Source organism: Novosphingobium soli (assembly GCF_042432915.1).
Taxonomy (GTDB): Bacteria; Pseudomonadota; Alphaproteobacteria; order Sphingomonadales; family Sphingomonadaceae; genus Novosphingobium; species Novosphingobium soli.
This window is the reverse complement of the sequence record NZ_JBHLWK010000041.1, coordinates 24,016-41,428: the sequence shown is the minus strand read 5'-3', so window position 1 is coordinate 41,428 and position 17,413 is coordinate 24,016. Positions and strand designations below refer to the sequence as shown.

At 61.5% G+C, this 17,413-nt stretch carries 21 protein-coding genes; 16 read left to right on the top strand and 5 right to left on the bottom strand.

What is annotated here, in order from left to right; translation table 11 throughout:
* Window positions 1–139 precede the first annotated feature (139 nt).
* The 5 genes from ACFFJC_RS20995 to bphC are packed head-to-tail and all read right to left on the bottom strand — an operon-like array spanning window position 140 to window position 3,779.
* Window positions 140–733 carry a 2-hydroxychromene-2-carboxylate isomerase gene (locus tag ACFFJC_RS20995; RefSeq protein ID WP_037508713.1) on the bottom strand — a complete coding sequence of 198 codons (594 nt, stop codon included), beginning with the start codon at window positions 731–733 and terminating at the stop codon, window positions 140–142.
* The gene (locus ACFFJC_RS20990; RefSeq protein WP_052076599.1) at window positions 730–1,992 is read right to left on the bottom strand and encodes an aromatic ring-hydroxylating dioxygenase subunit alpha; all 1,263 of its coding nucleotides are present in this window, start codon (window positions 1,990–1,992) and stop codon (window positions 730–732) included. The genes ACFFJC_RS20995 and ACFFJC_RS20990 overlap by 4 nt, the downstream gene beginning before the upstream one ends.
* 21 nt (window positions 1,993–2,013) lie before the next feature.
* The gene (locus ACFFJC_RS20985; protein ID WP_025548168.1) at window positions 2,014–2,502 is read right to left on the bottom strand and encodes an aromatic-ring-hydroxylating dioxygenase subunit beta; all 489 of its coding nucleotides are present in this window, start codon (window positions 2,500–2,502) and stop codon (window positions 2,014–2,016) included.
* Window positions 2,503–2,829, bottom strand: a complete 327-nt coding sequence (locus tag ACFFJC_RS20980) for a non-heme iron oxygenase ferredoxin subunit (protein ID WP_025548169.1) — start codon at window positions 2,827–2,829, stop codon at window positions 2,503–2,505.
* Between the two features lie 50 nt (window positions 2,830–2,879).
* The gene (gene bphC / locus ACFFJC_RS20975; RefSeq protein WP_037508711.1) at window positions 2,880–3,779 is read right to left on the bottom strand and encodes a biphenyl-2,3-diol 1,2-dioxygenase; all 900 of its coding nucleotides are present in this window, start codon (window positions 3,777–3,779) and stop codon (window positions 2,880–2,882) included.
* Window positions 3,780–4,068: 289 nt separating this feature from the next.
* Between bphC and ACFFJC_RS20970 the strand changes: the two genes are divergently transcribed.
* The 16 genes from ACFFJC_RS20970 (at window position 4,069) to ACFFJC_RS20895 (ending at window position 17,408) form a co-directional block, all read left to right on the top strand.
* A complete protein-coding gene (locus ACFFJC_RS20970; RefSeq protein ID WP_052076598.1) occupies window positions 4,069–5,481 on the top strand; it encodes an SRPBCC family protein in 1,413 nt (470 codons plus the stop codon).
* The gene (locus ACFFJC_RS20965; protein ID WP_025548174.1) at window positions 5,478–5,972 is read left to right on the top strand and encodes an aromatic-ring-hydroxylating dioxygenase subunit beta; all 495 of its coding nucleotides are present in this window, start codon (window positions 5,478–5,480) and stop codon (window positions 5,970–5,972) included. The genes ACFFJC_RS20970 and ACFFJC_RS20965 overlap by 4 nt, the downstream gene beginning before the upstream one ends.
* A 43-nt stretch (window positions 5,973–6,015) precedes the next feature.
* On the top strand, window positions 6,016–6,972 hold the full coding sequence (locus ACFFJC_RS20960) for a PdxA family dehydrogenase (protein WP_230588532.1): 957 nt from the start codon (window positions 6,016–6,018) through the stop codon (window positions 6,970–6,972).
* Complete coding sequence (locus ACFFJC_RS20955; RefSeq protein WP_037508704.1) at window positions 6,969–8,243, top strand: aromatic ring-hydroxylating dioxygenase subunit alpha; 1,275 nt, start codon at window positions 6,969–6,971, stop codon at window positions 8,241–8,243. The genes ACFFJC_RS20960 and ACFFJC_RS20955 overlap by 4 nt, the downstream gene beginning before the upstream one ends.
* On the top strand, window positions 8,240–8,719 hold the full coding sequence (locus ACFFJC_RS20950; protein ID WP_037508701.1) for an aromatic-ring-hydroxylating dioxygenase subunit beta: 480 nt from the start codon (window positions 8,240–8,242) through the stop codon (window positions 8,717–8,719). The genes ACFFJC_RS20955 and ACFFJC_RS20950 overlap by 4 nt, the downstream gene beginning before the upstream one ends.
* 48 nt (window positions 8,720–8,767) lie before the next feature.
* On the top strand, window positions 8,768–9,373 hold the full coding sequence (gstA, locus tag ACFFJC_RS20945) for a glutathione transferase GstA (RefSeq protein WP_037508698.1): 606 nt from the start codon (window positions 8,768–8,770) through the stop codon (window positions 9,371–9,373).
* Between the two features lie 182 nt (window positions 9,374–9,555).
* The gene (locus ACFFJC_RS20940; protein ID WP_025548183.1) at window positions 9,556–10,407 is read left to right on the top strand and encodes an alpha/beta fold hydrolase; all 852 of its coding nucleotides are present in this window, start codon (window positions 9,556–9,558) and stop codon (window positions 10,405–10,407) included.
* Between the two features lie 19 nt (window positions 10,408–10,426).
* Window positions 10,427–11,350 carry a catechol 2,3-dioxygenase gene (locus ACFFJC_RS20935; protein ID WP_037508695.1) on the top strand — a complete coding sequence of 308 codons (924 nt, stop codon included), beginning with the start codon at window positions 10,427–10,429 and terminating at the stop codon, window positions 11,348–11,350.
* A 2-nt stretch (window positions 11,351–11,352) separates the two neighbouring features.
* Window positions 11,353–11,784 (top strand): GlcG/HbpS family heme-binding protein, encoded by a 432-nt coding sequence (locus ACFFJC_RS20930; protein ID WP_037508687.1) that lies wholly within the window; start codon window positions 11,353–11,355, stop codon window positions 11,782–11,784.
* A gap of 53 nt (window positions 11,785–11,837) precedes the next feature.
* Window positions 11,838–13,322, top strand: coding sequence for a 2-hydroxymuconic semialdehyde dehydrogenase (locus ACFFJC_RS20925; protein WP_037508681.1), 1,485 nt, complete (start codon window positions 11,838–11,840; stop codon window positions 13,320–13,322).
* A gap of 4 nt (window positions 13,323–13,326) precedes the next feature.
* The gene (locus tag ACFFJC_RS20920) at window positions 13,327–14,139 is read left to right on the top strand and encodes a 2-keto-4-pentenoate hydratase (RefSeq protein WP_037508679.1); all 813 of its coding nucleotides are present in this window, start codon (window positions 13,327–13,329) and stop codon (window positions 14,137–14,139) included.
* Between the two features lie 25 nt (window positions 14,140–14,164).
* The gene (locus ACFFJC_RS20915) at window positions 14,165–15,103 is read left to right on the top strand and encodes an acetaldehyde dehydrogenase (acetylating) (protein ID WP_037508677.1); all 939 of its coding nucleotides are present in this window, start codon (window positions 14,165–14,167) and stop codon (window positions 15,101–15,103) included.
* Window positions 15,100–16,131, top strand: coding sequence for a 4-hydroxy-2-oxovalerate aldolase (dmpG, locus tag ACFFJC_RS20910; RefSeq protein WP_037508674.1), 1,032 nt, complete (start codon window positions 15,100–15,102; stop codon window positions 16,129–16,131). The genes ACFFJC_RS20915 and dmpG overlap by 4 nt, the downstream gene beginning before the upstream one ends.
* Before the next feature lie 10 nt (window positions 16,132–16,141).
* Entirely contained in the window at window positions 16,142–16,912 is a 771-nt protein-coding gene (locus tag ACFFJC_RS20905) for a 2-keto-4-pentenoate hydratase (protein ID WP_037508671.1), read from the top strand.
* A complete protein-coding gene (gene thmT / locus ACFFJC_RS20900; RefSeq protein ID WP_037508667.1) occupies window positions 16,913–17,125 on the top strand; it encodes a 2-hydroxymuconate tautomerase in 213 nt (70 codons plus the stop codon).
* 4 nt (window positions 17,126–17,129) lie between these two features.
* A complete protein-coding gene (locus ACFFJC_RS20895; RefSeq protein WP_025548196.1) occupies window positions 17,130–17,408 on the top strand; it encodes a 2Fe-2S iron-sulfur cluster-binding protein in 279 nt (92 codons plus the stop codon).
* Window positions 17,409–17,413: the final 5 nt, after the last annotated feature.

The following is a 17,413-nucleotide window of genomic DNA, read 5'->3' as shown; positions in this document are numbered from 1 at the left end:
ATCCCGAACCGGACTCTTATGTCAGGCGGAAACCACTAGGAACAAGCGATTGCACAAGGACGGCAGCCGCAGTTACGAACAAGTTAATCTGAAGTTCTTTCATTCCCTCTCCCCTCGCCGCATTTTCTTATTCTAAGAATTACTTCTGTTGAGATAGATACTCCTGCAGAAAGTCGAGACGATCATTGCCCCAGAATATTTGATCGTCGACAAACATTAACGGCGCGCCGAAGACTCCCCGCTGATAGGCTAGGCTGCGAGCCTTGCGATATTCATTCTGGCCAAGTGAAGAGTCCACGAAGGCTGTCAACGCCTCTGGATCGAGTCCAGCTTCTGTTGCACAGGCGCGCAGTTCTTCGCGGTCGCTTGGGTCGATTCCCTGCCCCCAGATCAGATTGTAAGCGGCAGCGACGTATGCTTCCGCTTTGCCCTGCTCGCGCGCGTAGAGCGTGGCGCAGTTCCAGTCCTTGCAGGCAAAGCTGGCCGGAAAACGCAAGGGAGCGTCATATTTGTGGGCCCACCGGTTGAGGTCCGCCATCATCACCTTGATTTTCGGAACCACCTCGCGATTGGACGGGCCGTAGTTCCCCGCCGCAATCTTCGCCTCGGGGATATCGATCGGCCAATATTGGAGTTCGCAACCGGCCTTGCGGGCTATTTCCGGGAGCTTCAGCTGCGCGAGGTAACTGAAGGGACTGATGAAGTCGAAATAGAAGTCGATCTTGCGGCTCATCGTGCGGTCCCGAAGCCGACGAGCTTCTCGTAACTGTCCCAGAAGCCGACAATGGCGCCTTCGGTGACAAGGTGGTCGGCATCCTCGGCGCGGCCACCGCCCATCGCGATGAACGAGGTGGCCTGCTGTTCGCCGACAATGGCGTTCTGGACGATTTCCACCGCTTCGCCGTCTTCCATCGAGATCAGGCCGGCCGGACCGATCAGGTTGGTCTGCTTGCGCCGGATTGCCTGCATTTCTGCATCGTCGTCGGCGTAACCGAAGTGGGTCCAGACCAGCTCGAACGCTTCCTGTCCCTTTGGCACGATTTGCCGCACGGCGAGCGTGTTCTGAATCTGCTGGAGGACCAGGTTCGGGAAAACCGCGAGGATAACCAGGGTAATGCCGTCATCGAATTCCTGGCGGCCCTTGAGCAGCGACATGTCCTGAAGCTTGAACTCGGTATCGAAAGTCCTGGAATCGCCATAGGCCTGTTTGTCGGCGGCATCGTCGTTGCTGGCGGCGATGGAATAAAGGAGCGAATGCCGCTTCTCGCTGTCCATCAGTGACTTGCCGGTCTGGGTCGATCGGTAGAGCCCGAACGTATTGTGGAACAGGTGCAGAAGGCTGGCGTGATAGGGATCGCGGGTATTCTCGGCATAGAGCTTCCAGTTGCCGTGAACATATTGCCGCTGATCGCCCAGAACCTTGATCGGCTTGTGCATGATCCGTTTGATATGCTCGACAACCAGCGGGCCGAGGAAATCGTTCAGTGGCACCACGCTTTGAGAAAAGCTGGCGAAGACAAGCCCGCCGACGATCCCGACGCGCAACTGCTTGAGGCCATGCTGTTTCATGTCGAAATCGCCGGGCATTCCGCCCTGGCCCTTGAGACCGCGGCGGAACGGCACCCCGATCAGATTGCCGGCGAGGTCATAGGCCCATTGGTGGTAAACACATTCGAGATTGGGGCGATTGCCGCGCAGTTCGCGGCATACCAGTGCCCCGCGATGAGCGCAGCGATTGACCACGACATGAACGGCGCCATCAGCGGCCCTGGTGACGATGACCGGGGTTTCTCCGATGAAGGTTGATTTGAAATCGCCAGCCTCGGGCACTTCTGCCTCGAGCGCGACGAAGGACCAGGCCTCGCCCTGGAAGATCTTTTCCTGCTCGCGCGCGTGATACTCCGGATCGGTGAAAACCCGGTAGGGAACCCGGCGACCAGTTCCGTTTGCGGTTCTCGAGGTATTTTCGTCTGGCAGAGCTGTGTCGGTCATGATCAAAATCCTGGTCGCGAACTAAATCGGGCGAACCATCATCGTGTCGATGAGGTTGGTATCGAAAACGGCGATCTTCGAACGAAACAAGGGGCGCTCGCCCGACAAGTCGATCTCGTCTATATACTTGCCCGAATTGTAGATTGTTGTGTGTCCGTCAGTACGGGTCATAAGGACCGCATAATTGGTTTGCGTCTTTGCAAGTGCTCCCGTTGTGGAAACCATCCGGGTCGGACCGAGAATATGACGGTAGGCATGCACCGGGAAGATATTGGCTTTGCGCAGTGAAACAATGCGATCCACAAGCATTCCGCGGCTGTCGCAATAGATCGCCGCTGAATCCATGTTTCGCTCGAAGTTCTCGCGCGAGATCACGGTATAAACGCAGTCCGAAACAAAGAGTTCGGGCCACTCTTCCAAGCGATCATCGTCAATGAGTTCGGCGTAGAGCGCGTTGAGCTCGGAAGTGAGCTGCTGCAGCTCATAGCGGGAAGGGGTGTCGAGGAGCATTCAGGCGCTCTCTTTCGGTTGATCGATGCACACCCAGCCGTCTTCGATCGTGACGGGGTATGTCTTGATGGGGATCTGGCAGGGAAAGGCCTTGGCAGCTCCGGTGGCGATGTCGAACGAACCACCGTGAAACGGGCACTCGATAATTGTGCCGTCCTGGTAGCCATCGGTCAGCATGGCATTGCCATGGGTGCAAAGATTGTCGGTGACGAACACTTCGCCATCGACGTTGTAGACTGCAAGCGCAGGCATTTTTTCCTGGTAGACCGCGACCGGTTCACCGTCCTTGACGGAGGCTACTTGGCAAAGGCGCAATTTGTTCGACATGGCGTCTGGCAATTCCAATCTAGGTTATGGACCGGCGATCAAATGGATGATCAGCCGAGGGGAATATCCATTCCGTAGCCCGCGGCTTCGTTGCCGTGACCGAATATATCGCGGGTGTAGTATTCCTGCTGGCTTGGGGCCTTGCGGGCACCCCAGCCGAACTCCCACAGCCAGCCCGACGGGTTGGCGCAGTAGAAGGTCAGCGCCTGGTCGTTTGCATGCTTGCCGAGCTGGAGCGCGACGTCGATCTTGCGCGCCCGCACAATGTCGTGCGCGAGGCCGAGATCGTCGAGGTCGGTATATTCGAACATCAGGTGGTTGATGCGCTTTTCCATCGGGCCAAGCCCGAAAGCGACCGAATGCTGCCGCTCGTTGCAGTGCATGAAGTACGGCTGCGCCACCATCCCGTTGGGCAGCTGCAGGTGATACTCGACCGACCCGCGCAGCCCCAGCAGTCCGTAGAACGCCGCCGCCGCGGGAACATCGTCCTGACGCAGGATGCAATGCCCGATTCCTTCCGATCCGGTCACGAACTTTCCGTACATGGGGCGCCCAGGATGGAAAGGCTTGTGGGTGTCGACTTGCGGCCCGTAAAAAATTTCGGTGGGGTTCCCACCCGGATCAGCCAGCTTGGCAAGACCGAGCACGCGCCGCTCCCGAGCTTCGGCCTCGCTTGCCACCGTCAAGGAGATTCCGGCGGCGGTCAGCTTTGCCACCATGGCGTCGAATTCCACCGGATCGGCAACGCGCCAGCCCAGATAGGCAAGATCGTCGGAGTCGGAGGCATGCAACACGATGCGATGATGCCACTGGTCCATGCGCAGGTAGAGGCGGTCGCCTTCGCCCTCGTCGACAATCTCCATGCCGGCCACTTCGGCAGCATAACTGCGCCATGCATCGAGATTTGTTACGGTCAACCCGAGGTAACCGAGTTCCGTGACTGCTACCATTTGCCTTCTCTCCCAAGACGCGGCCCGCGTCGCGCGGGACCGTCATCACCGAATTGTGTTGTAGTCGGGCTTACCCGACCGACTCGACCTATTTAGTCGATAATTCTCCATGGTGCAATACGTTGCACCGGGAAATTTGTTGGTGTAGGAATGCGCAGCAGAACGTCAAACCAGCGATTCGCCCGTGATGGGCGGCGGCGCGGGGCAGCGTTTGGGAGCACCGCCAAGGTGCCCGGTCATCCAGCGACAGCCGACCGATCCGGCTTTCGCATCTTGGGAGTGGAGCGTTATGGAAGCCGCAGAAAAGCGCGTCGGTCGGATTGCCGATTTGCAAGCGATCAAACGGCGACTGAAGTCGTGGCTCGTGAAAGACCAGGCTAGGGGAATCTTCCAGATCGACCGCGCCGCCTTCACCGATGCCGAGCTGTTCGATATCGAGATGAAGTATATTTTCGAGCGCAACTGGATTTTTCTCGCGCATGAAAGTCAGGTCGCCAAGCCCCACGATTTCCTGACGACCAAGATCGGACGGACGCCCGTCATCATCACTCGGGACAGGACGGGCACTGTCTGCGGATTGGTCAACGCCTGCGCCCACCGCGGCGCCAAGGTCTGCCGCGAAAAGGCCGGCAACAAGAAGAATTTCATGTGCCCCTTCCACGGCTGGACCTACTCGTCTGCAGGGGACCTTCTCGACGTCACCGAAGAAGGGGCGGGGGGTTATGCGCCTGGCTTCGACCGCGCCGATTTCGGACTTCCCAGGATCGCCCGTCTGGAAATTTACCGCGGCTTCATCTTCGGCAGCCTGTCTCCCGATGTCTTGCCACTCGAGGAATATCTGGCCGGCTCGAAGGCGTTCATCGATCTGTTGGTCGACCAGTCTCAGCAAGGCGAAATGGAGGTGCTGCCGGGCGCTACGCGGTACCGCTATCGCGGCAACTGGAAGATGCAGGTGGAAAACGGTCTGGACGGGTATCACGTCGGAACGGTCCACGCCAATTACTTCATGACGGTGATGCGTCGGGTCGAGGGGGCCTCCAAGAACGACACCAAGGCGATCGACTTTTCAAATTTCAACCGGCAGGACGGCGGATCTTTTTCCTTCCATAACGGGCATTCAGTGCTCTGGGCCGACTACGCCAATTTCCGGGATCGGCCGAATTTCGAGGCCCTCGACTGGATCGAGGAAACCCATGGCGAGGAGAAGGCGCTGTGGATGAACAAACGCATCCGGAATCTTCAGCTGTTCCCCAACGTCTTCCTGATGGATCAGACCAGCACCCAGATCAGGATCATCCAGCCGATCTCCGTCGACGAGACCGAAGTCACGACCTATTGCATCGCTCCGGTGGGTGAAAGCGCCTCGGCACGGGCCCTGAGGATCCGGCAATACGAGGACTTCTTCAATGCCAGCGGCATGGCGACGCCGGACGATCTGACCGAATTCAACAACTGTCAGGCCGGGTTTGGTGCCGGCGAAGGCCGGATGAACGACATGTCGCGCGGTGCGACCCGGTGGGAGAAAGACGCCGGTCAATTCGGCGCGGGTCTCGCCGTGGATGCGGTGATGAGCAGCCCGGCGGTGGCCGACGAGGGACTTTATGTCGCAATCCACGACGAATGGATCAGCCGGATGAACACCGCAATCGACCAGGAGACTGCAGAACTTATTGCCAAGGGCGACCTGGAGTTGGCGCGATGACGGCTGCCGATACGCAATGGCTTGCCGTTCACCGTTTTCTTGGCCGCGAGGCAGTAGCGCTCGACGACAAGGACTGGGACACATGGCTGTCGCTCTATGCCGAAGACGCGGAATACTGGGCGCCGGCGTGGGATGACCGCGAGCGCCTGACCGCCGATCCGCAGCGCGAAATCTCGCTGATCTATTATCACAATCGCGGCGGCCTGGAGGATCGGGTTTTCCGCATTCGCACCGGGCGGTCCTCGGCAAGCACGCCCGGGCCGCGCACTTCGCACGTGTTCACGCTGCTATCGACGGAAGAAGGCGATGGCCTGGTGCGGGCGCGCACATCGTGGACGGTGACATCCGTGCTCGATGGGGCGGTAACCGTCTACAGCGGATCGGCCTTCTATGATCTCGAGCCTGCCGGCAGGAGTTATGTGATCAAGCGCAAGAAGACCGTGATCATCAACGACCTCGCGCAGACCATGCTCGATGTCTACAGCATCTGACCCACCCATGGCAGCAACAGCAGGGCGTCCCGTTGTCGGGACCATGATCGGCGATCCTGCGGGAATCGGACCCGAAGTGACGGTCAAGGCCCTCGCGGACGGTTCGGTACACGAGGTGTCGATTCCGGTGCTGCTTGGCTCGGCAGCGGCGGTGGAGCGTGCGCTCGACATGACCGGGGTCAAGGCCCGGGTGCGCCGGATGCGTTCGTTCGAACGGCCGAGCGACGATGTCCGGGTGATCGACGTGATCGACACCGGCGCCTTGCCGGACGGCGTTTTGCCGCTGGGCGAGGATACCGAAGTGGCCGGTCATGCCTCGGCGCAATGGCTGGACGAACTCGATGCGCTGGCCCGGGACGGGTCCTTTGCCGCGACGATCATGGGACCGATCAGCACCGGTTCGCTCAAGATGGCCGGAAAACTTGACAAGGTCATCAGTCCGACCCCTGGCGAAAGCTATCTGGTTTTGCTGACCGGACCCTTGCGGGTCGCGCATCTCACCGATCACATGTCGCTGCGCCAGGTGATCGACGTGATAACCGCCGATCTCGTGGCCAAGGCGATCGGGCAGGTCAACGATGCCATGCGGTCGTGGGGTATCGCCCGTCCGCGGATCGCCGTGGCGGGGCTCAACCCGCACGCCACGGGCGACGAAGACCGGCTTGCGATTGCTCCCGGGGTCGAGCGGGCGCGGGCAGCGGGCATTGCCGTGGAAGGCCCGATTGCGCCCGATTCGGTGTTCCGGCAGTGCATCGAGGGGCGTTACGACATGGTCCTCGCGATGTTCCACGATCAGGGGCACATTGCGGTCAAGACCTGGGGCTTTTCGGGCAACTGTGTGATCATGATGGGGCCGCCCTATCTGCACATGTCGGTTGCGCACGGCACCGCCTATGACATCGTCGGCACCGGACAGGCGGACGCGGCGATGATGCTCAGCGCGATGCGCACCTGCGGCCAGCTTGCATCGGGCCAGGGTTTTTCGGGAGACGCACAATGAATGCCATGGCACCAGTGGGGGCGCCCTCGCTCCCAACGGCGGTGGACTACAAGGTTTACCACGATACGCAGATTTTCGCCTCCGAGCAGCGCAGTGTCTTCAAGGGTCGCACCTGGTGCTACCTTGGGCTTGAGGCCGAGATTCCCAACGCCGGAGATTTTCGCGCGACCCATGTCGGTGAAACGCCGGTGGTGCTCGTGCGCGGGCAGGAAGGCAAGATCCATGCCTGGGTCAACCGGTGCGCGCACAAGGGCGCAACGGTGTGTCGCTCGCTGCGCGGCAACCAGGCCGACGGCGCGTTTGTCTGCGTCTACCATCAATGGGCCTACGATTCGGAAGGCACACTGGTTGGCGTGCCGTTCCGGCGCGGCCTCAAGGGAGTAGGGGGGTACGACAAGGATTTCGATCCAGCCAATCACTCGCTCGAAAAGCTCCGGGTGGAGAGTTACAAAGGCATGGTGTTCGGCACCTTTTCAGCCGAGATCGAGCCGCTTGAAGATTTTCTCGGCCCGGTGATGCGCAAGTACATCGACCGCGTTTTTCACCGCCCGATCAGGGTGCTCGGTTATTCCCGGCAATATATGGCGGGCAACTGGAAGCTCTACTCCGAAAACAGCCGTGACAGCTACCACGGCGCCTTGCTCCACCTGTTCTATCCGACCTTCGGCATTTACCGGCAAAGCCAGGACAGCGCCGGAGAATTGGCCGAGCAGGGTTTTCACAACGTCTTTACCGTCTCCAAGCCCAAGGGCGACATCGATTACGGCTCGTTCGGCGATGAAGCCAATCGCGAAATGCAAGGCGCTGCCAAATTGCAGGACGAAAGCCTGTTGCAGTTCCGGCCCGAGATCGAGGACGATGTCGGCTTGCACATCCAGTCGCTGTTTCCGTCGGTCGTGCTGCAGCAGATCCAGAACACCCTGGCGACACGCCAGATCGTGACTCACGGCGTCGACAAGACCGAATTGGTCTGGACCTATTTCGGCTATGCCGACGACGATGAGGAAACCACGCGTCACCGCCTGCGCAACCTGAACCTCGTCGGTCCTTCCGGACTGATTTCGATGGAGGACGGTGAAGCGGTCGAGCTTTGCCAGCAGGGCACGGTCGGGGCCGAAGGCAAGCACAGTTTCATCGAAATGGGGGGCGACGACGTGCGCGGCTATTACGCGCCGATGGGCATGGACGAAAACGCAGTGCGCGGATTCTGGAAAGGCTATCTGAACCTGATGGGCGATGCACTTGCCGTCAGTGCGGAGGCATCGGCATGAGCATGGTCGATCCTGTTTTGCAAGGCCTCGTGGATTCCCTGAACGCCGCTTACGGACTGTGTCTGGATGACGGCCGGCTTGAGGAGTGGCCCGAGTTCTTCGTGGACGATTGTCTCTATCAGGTGATCGCCCGCGAAAATGTCGATAACGGGCTGCCGGCCGCGGTGATGTATTGCGACAGCAAGGGCATGCTGGTCGATCGGGTGGTAGCGCTGCGCCGAGCCAACGTCTTTCCGGAGCATTTCAGCCGTCACCTGATTTCGCGAGCGGTCTTGACCGGGATCGACGGGGATACCGTGTCGGCCGAAGCAAGTTATGCCTTGCTGCAGACGCGCAACGACGGTGAGACTCGCATCTACAACGCCGGGAAATATGCCGACCGCCTGCTAATCAATGACGGCGTAGCCAAGCTGGTGAGCCGAATGTGCGTCTATGACACACACAGGATCGCGACGCTGCTGGCGACCCCAATCTGACGGCCGACCATCGTCTGGCGTCGAAAAGAAATCTAGAGGAGAAATACCATGAAACTGTTCATCAGCCCCGGCGCATGTTCCCTCGCCCCGCACATTGCCCTGCGCGAAACCGGAGCCGATTTCGAAGCCGTCAAGGTCGATCTGGCCCTGCGCAAGACCGAGGCGGGCGAGGATTTCCTCACCGTCAATCCGTCCGGCAAGGTCCCGGCCCTCACCCTGGACAGCGGCGAGACCCTGACCGAGAACCCCGCCATCCTGCTGTACATTGCCGACCAGAACCCCGCGTCTGGCCTGGCGCCGGCCGAAGGCAGCCTCGATCGTTACCGACTGCTGAGCCGTCTCAGCTTCCTCGGTTCCGAATTCCACAAGGCATTCGTTCCGCTGTTCGCCCCCGGCACTTCCGACGAAGCGAAGGCGGCGGCCGCGGAATCGGTCAAGAACCACCTCGCCGCGCTCGACAAGGAATTGGCCGGGCGGGACCACTATGCCGGCAATGCTTTCAGTGTTGCCGACATCTATCTGTTCGTGATGCTGGGTTGGCCAGCCTATGTCGGTATCGACATGGCCGCCTACCCCTCGCTCGGCGCCTATGCCGGCAAGATCGCGCAGCGTGCCGCCGTGGGTGCCGCGCTCAAGGCCGAAGGCTTGGCGTGAGCCGGACAGTCCGACTTCCGGCATTATGCGATGGAGCTGAATCATTCTCCATTTGCAAATGCGTTCTATTTAGTGCAATAGTAACGAGAAATTGGATGGACGCGAAAGCTGTGTGCATGACCTGGCGCGAACACAGGCAATGCTAGCGTCAAAAAAACAGTTGAAAATCGATTGGGAGAGCCATGACTGCCGTAGCCAACGACATCGCACGCCCGGAGATTGGCAAGTCCATCACGGTTGATGGCAGCGTCACGAACTACCACGATGTGGGCGATGGCGCACCGGTCCTGCTGATTCACGGATCGGGACCCGGGGTGACTGCATGGGCCAATTGGCGGCTCAACATGCCCGAGCTAGCGAAGCGCTTCCGCGTCATCGCGCCCGACATGTTCGGGTTTGGCTATTCGGATTCGAAGGGGCGGATCGAAGATAAGCGGGTGTGGGTCGATCAGGTCGCATCCCTGCTGGATGGCCTCGGGATCGACAAGGTCTCGATGGTCGGCAATTCCTTCGGCGGCGGCATAACCCTGGCGTTCATGATCGCGCATCCCGATCGAGTCGAAAGGGCGGTGCTGATGGGTCCGGCCGGGCTCGATTTCCCGATCACGCCTGCGCTCGACCTGGTCTGGGGCTATCAGCCTTCGCTAGAGGAAATGCGCACCTCGCTCAAGTACCTCGCCTGGGATCACAGCCGGCTGACCGAAGACCTGGTCCAGTCGCGCTATGAAGCGAGTGCGCGTCCCGAAGCGCATGAGCCGTATCACGCGACGTTCGGCGGGGCTGACCGGCAGCGCAACATCGCGATGCTGGCAAGCCGCGAGGAAGACGTGGCGGCGCTAAAGCACGAAACGCTCATCCTGCATGGCCTGTTCGACCAGGTGATTCCGCTGGAATCGACCGTTCGCCTGGCCAGCCTGTTGCCGCGCGCCGACCTGCACGTGTTCGCGGAATGCGGCCACTGGGTTCAGATCGAACGGATGACGAGCTTCAACCGCATGGTGGCCGAATTTTTCGAGAACGGCCTCAAGGCCTGAAGGGACAAGGAGAACTGAAATGGCACTGACCGGTGTACTTCGCCCTGGCTATGTCCAGTTGCGCGTCCTCGATCTGGATGAAGCGATCCAGCACTATCGTGACCGTATCGGCCTCAACCTGGTGAGCGTCGAGGGAGGCAGGGCTTTCTTCCAGGCCTTCGACGAGTTCGATCGCCACAGCATCATTTTGCGCGAAGCCGATTCTGCCGGGCTCGACCGGATGGCCTTCAAGGTCGCCAGGGATGCCGATCTCGACCACTTTGCCGAACGGCTGCTCGACATCGGGGTTCATGTCGACGTGATTGCGGCCGGAGAGGATCCTGGTGTTGGCCGCAAGATCCGCTTCAATACGCCAACCTCCCACGTGTTCGATCTCTATGCCGAGATGGAGCTGTCCGAGAGCGGTCCGGCCGTGCGCAATCCGGACGTCTGGATCGCCGAACCGCGCGGTATGCGCGCGACCAGGTTCGATCACTGCGCCCTCAATGGTGTCGATATTTCGGCGAGCGCAAAGATTTTTGTCGAGGCTCTCGATTTTTCGGTGGCCGAGGAATTGGTGGACGAGACTTCGGGTGTACGCATGGGCATTTTCCTGTCATGCAGCAACAAGGCCCATGACGTGGCGTTCCTCGGCTATCCAGAGGACGGTCGGATTCACCACACCTCGTTTTTTCTCGATTCCTGGCACGATGTTGGCCATGCAGCGGATATCATCAGCCGCTACGACATTTCGCTGGATATCGGCCCGACCCGCCATGGGATCACACGCGGGCAGACGATCTACTTCTTCGACCCCTCGGGCAACCGGAACGAGACGTTCAGCGGCGGCTACACCTACTATCCCGACAATCCGCGCCGGATGTGGCAGGCCGAGAATGCCGGCAAGGCGATCTTCTATTACGAGAAGGCGCTCAACGACCGCTTCATGACGGTGAACACCTGAGCATGAACGGAGTGGCGACAATCCGGTCGGTGGGACACGATCTTGCCGCCAAGGCGGTGCAGGTCGCGGTGGCGAAAGGCGGCGAGGCGGGCTGTCCCCTCGTCGCCGCAGTGGTTGGCGCCACCGGGGAACTGGTCGCCCTGTTGCGCGCCACCGGGGCCCCGTTTCCCTCCTCTCAGATCGCGCAGGACAAGGCCTATACCGCTGCCAGCTTCAAGGTTCCGTCGCCGGACGTCTACAAGATGGTCGCAGGCAATCCCGCGCTAAGCGGAGGTATCGCCGCGAAGCCCGGAATCGCTATGTTCGGCGGCGGACTGCCGATCGCGATCGCCGGCGAAATCGTCGGCGCGATCGGAGTGTCGGGCGGAACCGAAGAACAGGATACGCAGTGCGCAAACGCAGCCCTCATCTCGATCGGGGCGACGCAATATTGAGTGTCCGGCCATCGCGGCACTGAAACAAGACGCTACGGAGAATTGAAGAGCCCATGGCACATGAGAATATCCCGGCTGTTACCGACACCATCCTGAATTTCATCGGGGGCGATTATCGCCGTGGAAGCACCGGCAAGACCTTCGACAATTTCGCTCCTGCGACCGGCCTTCGGATCGGTACTGTCCACGAGGCGAGCGAGGCCGATGTGGCCGATGCGGTTGCCGCGGCCAAGGCGGCGCTCAACGGCCCCTGGGGCAAGATGACCACGGCGGAACGGGTCAAGCTCATCTCCGCGGTCGCCACCGAGATCGAGCGCCGCGCGGACGATTTCCTCGCAGCCGAAGTGGCGGATACCGGCAAGCCGCGCCATGTCGCCTCGCATATCGACATTCCGCGCGGTGCCGCGAACTTCCGGATGTTTGCCGACGTCATCTCCACTACCCCGACCGAATCCTTTGCAACGGCAACGCCCGATGGCGGGCAGGCGCTCAACTACGTGGTGCGCAAGCCCAAGGGTGTGATCGCGGTGATCTGCCCGTGGAACTTTCCCCTGCTGCTGATGACCTGGAAGGTTGGACCTGCCCTGGCTTGCGGCAACACGGTTGTGGTCAAGCCATCCGAAGAGACGCCGCGGACCGCGGCGCTGCTGGGTGAGGTCATGAACGCGGTCGGGATGCCCGAAGGGGTCTACAACGTGGTGCACGGTTTCGGGGCGGGTTCGGCCGGTGAATTTCTGACCTCGAACCCCGACATCGATGCAATCACCTTTACCGGCGAAACCGGCACCGGCCAGGCGATCATGCAGAAGGCCGCGGTCGGGGTGCGCGACATTTCGTTCGAGCTGGGCGGCAAGAATCCAGCCGTGGTGTTTGCCGACGCCGATCTCGACAAGGTGGTCGAAGGATTGTCGCGTTCGGTATTTCTCAACACCGGGCAGGTCTGCCTCGGGACCGAGCGGGTCTATGTCGAACGGCCGGTTTTCGACGAATTCGTGAAGCGGATGACGGTGGCGGCCAAGGCGTTCAAACCAGGTGCAACCGGCGATCCCGCCTACCTTGGCCCGCTGATCAGTGCGGAGCATCAGGAAAAGGTGCTGGGATACTATGCGCGCGCGGTGGCCGAAGGCGCCACTGTCGTCACCGGGGGCGGGGTTCCCGCGCTTTCGGGGGACGAAACGGGCGGCTTCTATGTCGAGCCGACGTTGTGGACAGGCCTGGCGCACGACAGTTCGGTGATGCGCGAAGAAATCTTCGGGCCGTGCTGCGGGGTCATTCCCTTCGATAGCGAAGACGAGGTGATCGGCCTAGCCAACGATACCGACTATGGGCTGTGCGCGACGATCTGGACCGAAAACCTCTCGCGGGCGCACCGCGTGGCCGCCTCGATGCAGGTTGGCGTCTGCTGGGTCAATTGCTGGTTCCTGCGGGATTTGCGCACCGCATTCGGCGGTTCGGGACATTCCGGGATCGGCCGCGAAGGCGGCGTGCACAGTCTCGAATTCTACACCGAAACCGAAAACATCTGCGTGAAGCTCTGAGACCATGACGACTGAAACCACTATCGATCCCACGGCCATCCAGCAGGCGGCCGAGCAATTGAGGGGCGCGGCTGCCAGCGGCAAGCCGGTGGCGCCGATTCGCGATGTCATTTCGGCCGGCGGGGTGGATGCCGCCTACGCCGTGCAGGAAATCAACACCCGGCACGCCCTTGACAGCGGACGGCGCCTTGTCGGCCGCAAGATCGGCCTGACCTCGCTGGCGGTGCAGCGCCAGCTTGGCGTCGATCAGCCCGATTACGGCATGCTGTTTTCCGATATGGACGTGCCCGAGGGAATTCCGATCTCGCTCGATCAGGTCATCCAGCCCAAGGTCGAGGCCGAAATCGCGATCGTGGTCGGCCGGGACCTGCTCTATCCCGATCTCACCACGGCCGAGATGATCCGCGCGGTCGAATATGTCGTACCCGCGATCGAGATCGTCGATAGCCGTGTTGCCAACTGGGACATCCGCATCTGGGACACCGTCGCCGACAACGCCTCGAGCGGGTTGTTCGTGCTGGGGGCGGTGCCGCGCAAGCTCGAAGCGCTCGACCTGCGCGAATGCGGCATGGTGATGGAGGCAAAGGGCGAGCCGATCTCCGTAGGGGCGGGGATTGCCTGCCTCGGCAGCCCGATCACCGCATCGCTGTGGCTGGCGCGGGTCATGGCCCGGGTCGGACGCCCGCTGCTTGAAGGCGACGTGATCCTGTCCGGCGCGCTCGGGCCCATGGCCGGGATCGCGCGCGGCGATGTCGTGGAAGCGAGAATCAATGGCGTCGGAACGGTGCGGGCGGCTTTCGCTGCCGAGGCCGGCTGACGCAGATGAACGGAGAGATCGAAGAATGACCAAGATGAAATGCGCCATCATCGGCTCCGGAAATATTGGTACCGATTTGATGATCAAGCTGCTCAAGGGGTCCGATACCCTTGAACTGGCGGCGGTGGTCGGGATCGACCCGGCCTCGGAAGGCCTCGCCATGGCCCGCGAACGCGGCGTGGCGACAACCCATGAGGGTATTGAAGGGCTGCGCAAGCTGCCGGCCTACCCCGAGATTGGCATCGCGTTCGATGCGACTTCGGCCTACGCCCACAAGGAACACGATGCGGCCCTGCAAGCCGACGGCAAGCTGGTTGTAGACCTGACCCCTGCCGCGATCGGGCCGTTTTTTGTTCCGCCGGTCGGCGGAGTGCTCGACAGCGAAATCCGCAATGTCAACATGGTCACCTGCGGCGGCCAGGCGACCATTCCCATTGTCGCCGCGGTTTCGCGGGTGACCCCGGTCCACTACGCCGAAATCGTCGCGTCGGTGTCCTCGCGTTCTGCCGGGCCCGGCACCCGCGCGAACATCGACGAATTCACCCGGACCACCGCGCAGGCGATCGAGATAGTGGGCGGTGCCGGCCGCGGCCGGGCGATCATCATCCTCAATCCCGCCGAACCGCCGATGATCATGCGTGACACGATCTTCACGCTGACCGATCAGGTGGACGAGGACGCCATCCGCGCCTCGGTCAAGGAAATGGTCGAAACCGTGCAAGCCTATGTGCCCGGCTATCGCCTCAAGCAGGAAGTGCAGTTCGAACGGTTCGGCTCGAACCGGCCGCTGAAGATCCCCGGATACGGCGAATTCGTCGGCCTGAAGACCAGCGTGTTCCTCGAGGTCGAGGGCGCTGGCGACTATCTTCCGAAATATTCCGGCAACCTCGACATCATGACCGCCGCCGCCAAGGCAGCGGGTGAGCGTCTGGCCCAACAACGCCTTGAAAAGGTGGCAGCATGACCTTCAATCCCGAAACCGGAAAGCTCTACATCCAGGACGTCACCCTGCGTGACGGCATGCATGCCATTCTTCACATGTACGGCACCGAAAGTGTCCGCACCATTGCCAAGGCGCTGGACGATGCCGGCGTCGATGCGATCGAGGTGTCGCACGGCGATGGCCTCAACGGCACGTCGTTCAACTACGGGTTCGGTGCGCATACCGACTGGGAGTGGATCGAGGCCGCCGCCGATGTGATCAAGAACGCCGTGCTGACCACATTGCTGGTGCCGGGTATCGGCACGGTCGAGGAACTCCGCCGCGCCTATGCGCTCGGCGTGCGCTCGGTGCGGGTGGCGACCCATTGCACCGAGGCCGACGTCGCCAAGCAGCACATCGGCATTGCCCGCGACCTCGGCATGGATGTCTCGGGTTTCCTGATGATGAGCCACATGATCGATGCCGAGGCGCTGGCGCAGCAGGCCCTGCTGATGGAAAGCTATGGGGCGCATTGCGTCTATGTGACCGACAGCGGCGGCGCGCTCGACATGGACGGGGTGCGCGATCGCCTGCGGGCCTATGACCGCGTCCTCAAGCCGGAAACCCAACGCGGGATCCACGCCCACCACAACCTTTCGCTCGGTGTCGCCAATTCCATCGTCGCTGCCCAGGAAGGCGCGGTGCGGATCGACGCGAGCCTAGCCGGAATGGGGGCAGGGGCTGGCAACGCCCCGCTCGAGGTGTTCGTCGCCGCTGCCGACCGCAAGGGGTGGAACCATGGCTGCGACGTGATGGCCCTGATGGACGCGGCAGAGGACATCATCCGTCCGTTGCAGGACCGCCCGGTGCGCGTGGATCGCGAAACGCTGAGCCTGGGCTATGCCGGGGTCTATTCGAGCTTCCTGCGTCACGCGGAAAAGGCCGCCGAACAGTATGGGCTGGATACGCGCGAAATCCTGATCGAACTGGGCAAGCGCCGGATGGTCGGGGGGCAGGAAGACATGATCGTCGATGTCGCGCTCGATCTTGTTTCCGCACGTGCAGCATAGGCCCAAGGCAATGGACAAACTTGAGCGATACGCCGAAATCCTCGACAGCGCCGCTTTGCACGCGCGTGCCACACCGCAGCTCACCCATACCGATCCCGACCTGAGCGTCGCGGATGCCTACCGGGTCCAGCAGCTGTCGGTCGATCGGCGGCTGGCGCGGGGCGAACGCCGCATCGGGGTCAAGATGGGGCTGACGAGCCGCGCCAAGATGCTGCAGGTCGGGGTCGACGAGGTCGCCTGGGGGCGATTGACCGATGCCATGCTGATCGAGGAGGGCACGGCCATGTCGCGGGCGCGTTTTGTCCATCCGCGGGTCGAGCCGGAAGTCGCCTTTTTGATGAAGGCGCCGCTGGCCGGTAAGGTGACGGCGGCGGCCGCGCTGGCGGCGGTCGAGGCGATTGCCCCGGCCATGGAAATCATCGACAGCCGCTATGAGAACTTCAAGTTCGCGTTGTCCGATGTCATCGCCGACAACACCTCGTCGTCCGGGCTGGTGATCGGCTCCTGGAACGATCCAGCAATGGATTTCTCGAACCTCGGCGTGTACCTCGAAATCGACGGGGAAGTGAAGCAAATCGGCTCGACCGCCGCGATTCTCGGCCACCCACTACGCTCGCTGGTCGCGGCAGCCAGGCTTGTTGCCGAAGCTGGTGAGGAGATTTCGGTCGGGGACATCGTGATGGCGGGCGGGATCACCGCCGCGCCCAATCTGGCACCTGGTCAAACGGTGCGCACGACCGTCCAGGGGCTGGGTTCGGTCATGTTCCAGGTGGAGGCCTGAATGCCGATCATCGAGGTCAACTTGCTCGAAGGGAGGACTCCCGACGACAAGGAGCGGTTGATCCAGGCTTTGACCGCTGCCGCCATCGAAGCGATCGGTGCGCCGCGCGAATCGGTTCGCATCATCCTGCGCGAGATGCCGCCGGGCCATTTCGCGGTGGGTGGAGAGACCTTCGCTGCCAAAGCGGCCGCGAAGGCGGCTGGACAAGGCTAGGACCGTGACCGGCCTCTATCAAATCCGCGTGGTTGGCGGCGGCGAGTTCACCTGCGGCGGGGACGAGCGGGTCCTCCTCGCAATGGAACGTTGTGGTGCCGGCGATATCGGGGTTGGTTGCCGGGGCGGCGGATGCGGAATTTGCCGGGTGAGGGTAGTCGAAGGCGATTACCGGACCGGCAAGATGAGTGCGGCGAAGGTGTCGGATAGCGATCGCCAGGCAGGTTATGCCTTGGCTTGCCGTCTGTTCCCGGCCGAAGATCTGGTCATTGCAGTGGAATAAGGTTG

Coding starts and splice junctions, on each gene's coding strand:
- ACFFJC_RS20950 (WP_037508701.1), top strand. CDS start 8,240: ATGAGCATGGTCGATCCTGTTTTGCAAGGCCTCGTGGATTCCCTGAAC.
- bphC (WP_037508711.1), bottom strand. CDS start 3,779: ATGGTAGCAGTCACGGAACTCGGTTACCTCGGGTTGACCGTAACAAAT.
- ACFFJC_RS20915 (WP_037508677.1), top strand. CDS start 14,165: ATGACCAAGATGAAATGCGCCATCATCGGCTCCGGAAATATTGGTACC.
- thmT (WP_037508667.1), top strand. CDS start 16,913: ATGCCGATCATCGAGGTCAACTTGCTCGAAGGGAGGACTCCCGACGAC.
- ACFFJC_RS20990 (WP_052076599.1), bottom strand. CDS start 1,992: ATGACCGACACAGCTCTGCCAGACGAAAATACCTCGAGAACCGCAAAC.
- ACFFJC_RS20995 (WP_037508713.1), bottom strand. CDS start 733: ATGAGCCGCAAGATCGACTTCTATTTCGACTTCATCAGTCCCTTCAGT.
- ACFFJC_RS20935 (WP_037508695.1), top strand. CDS start 10,427: ATGGCACTGACCGGTGTACTTCGCCCTGGCTATGTCCAGTTGCGCGTC.
- dmpG (WP_037508674.1), top strand. CDS start 15,100: ATGACCTTCAATCCCGAAACCGGAAAGCTCTACATCCAGGACGTCACC.
- ACFFJC_RS20985 (WP_025548168.1), bottom strand. CDS start 2,502: ATGCTCCTCGACACCCCTTCCCGCTATGAGCTGCAGCAGCTCACTTCC.
- ACFFJC_RS20970 (WP_052076598.1), top strand. CDS start 4,069: ATGGAAGCCGCAGAAAAGCGCGTCGGTCGGATTGCCGATTTGCAAGCG.
- ACFFJC_RS20905 (WP_037508671.1), top strand. CDS start 16,142: ATGGACAAACTTGAGCGATACGCCGAAATCCTCGACAGCGCCGCTTTG.
- ACFFJC_RS20955 (WP_037508704.1), top strand. CDS start 6,969: ATGAATGCCATGGCACCAGTGGGGGCGCCCTCGCTCCCAACGGCGGTG.
- ACFFJC_RS20940 (WP_025548183.1), top strand. CDS start 9,556: ATGACTGCCGTAGCCAACGACATCGCACGCCCGGAGATTGGCAAGTCC.
- ACFFJC_RS20920 (WP_037508679.1), top strand. CDS start 13,327: ATGACGACTGAAACCACTATCGATCCCACGGCCATCCAGCAGGCGGCC.
- ACFFJC_RS20925 (WP_037508681.1), top strand. CDS start 11,838: ATGGCACATGAGAATATCCCGGCTGTTACCGACACCATCCTGAATTTC.
- ACFFJC_RS20980 (WP_025548169.1), bottom strand. CDS start 2,829: ATGTCGAACAAATTGCGCCTTTGCCAAGTAGCCTCCGTCAAGGACGGT.
- ACFFJC_RS20960 (WP_230588532.1), top strand. CDS start 6,016: ATGATCGGCGATCCTGCGGGAATCGGACCCGAAGTGACGGTCAAGGCC.
- ACFFJC_RS20965 (WP_025548174.1), top strand. CDS start 5,478: ATGACGGCTGCCGATACGCAATGGCTTGCCGTTCACCGTTTTCTTGGC.
- ACFFJC_RS20930 (WP_037508687.1), top strand. CDS start 11,353: ATGAACGGAGTGGCGACAATCCGGTCGGTGGGACACGATCTTGCCGCC.
- gstA (WP_037508698.1), top strand. CDS start 8,768: ATGAAACTGTTCATCAGCCCCGGCGCATGTTCCCTCGCCCCGCACATT.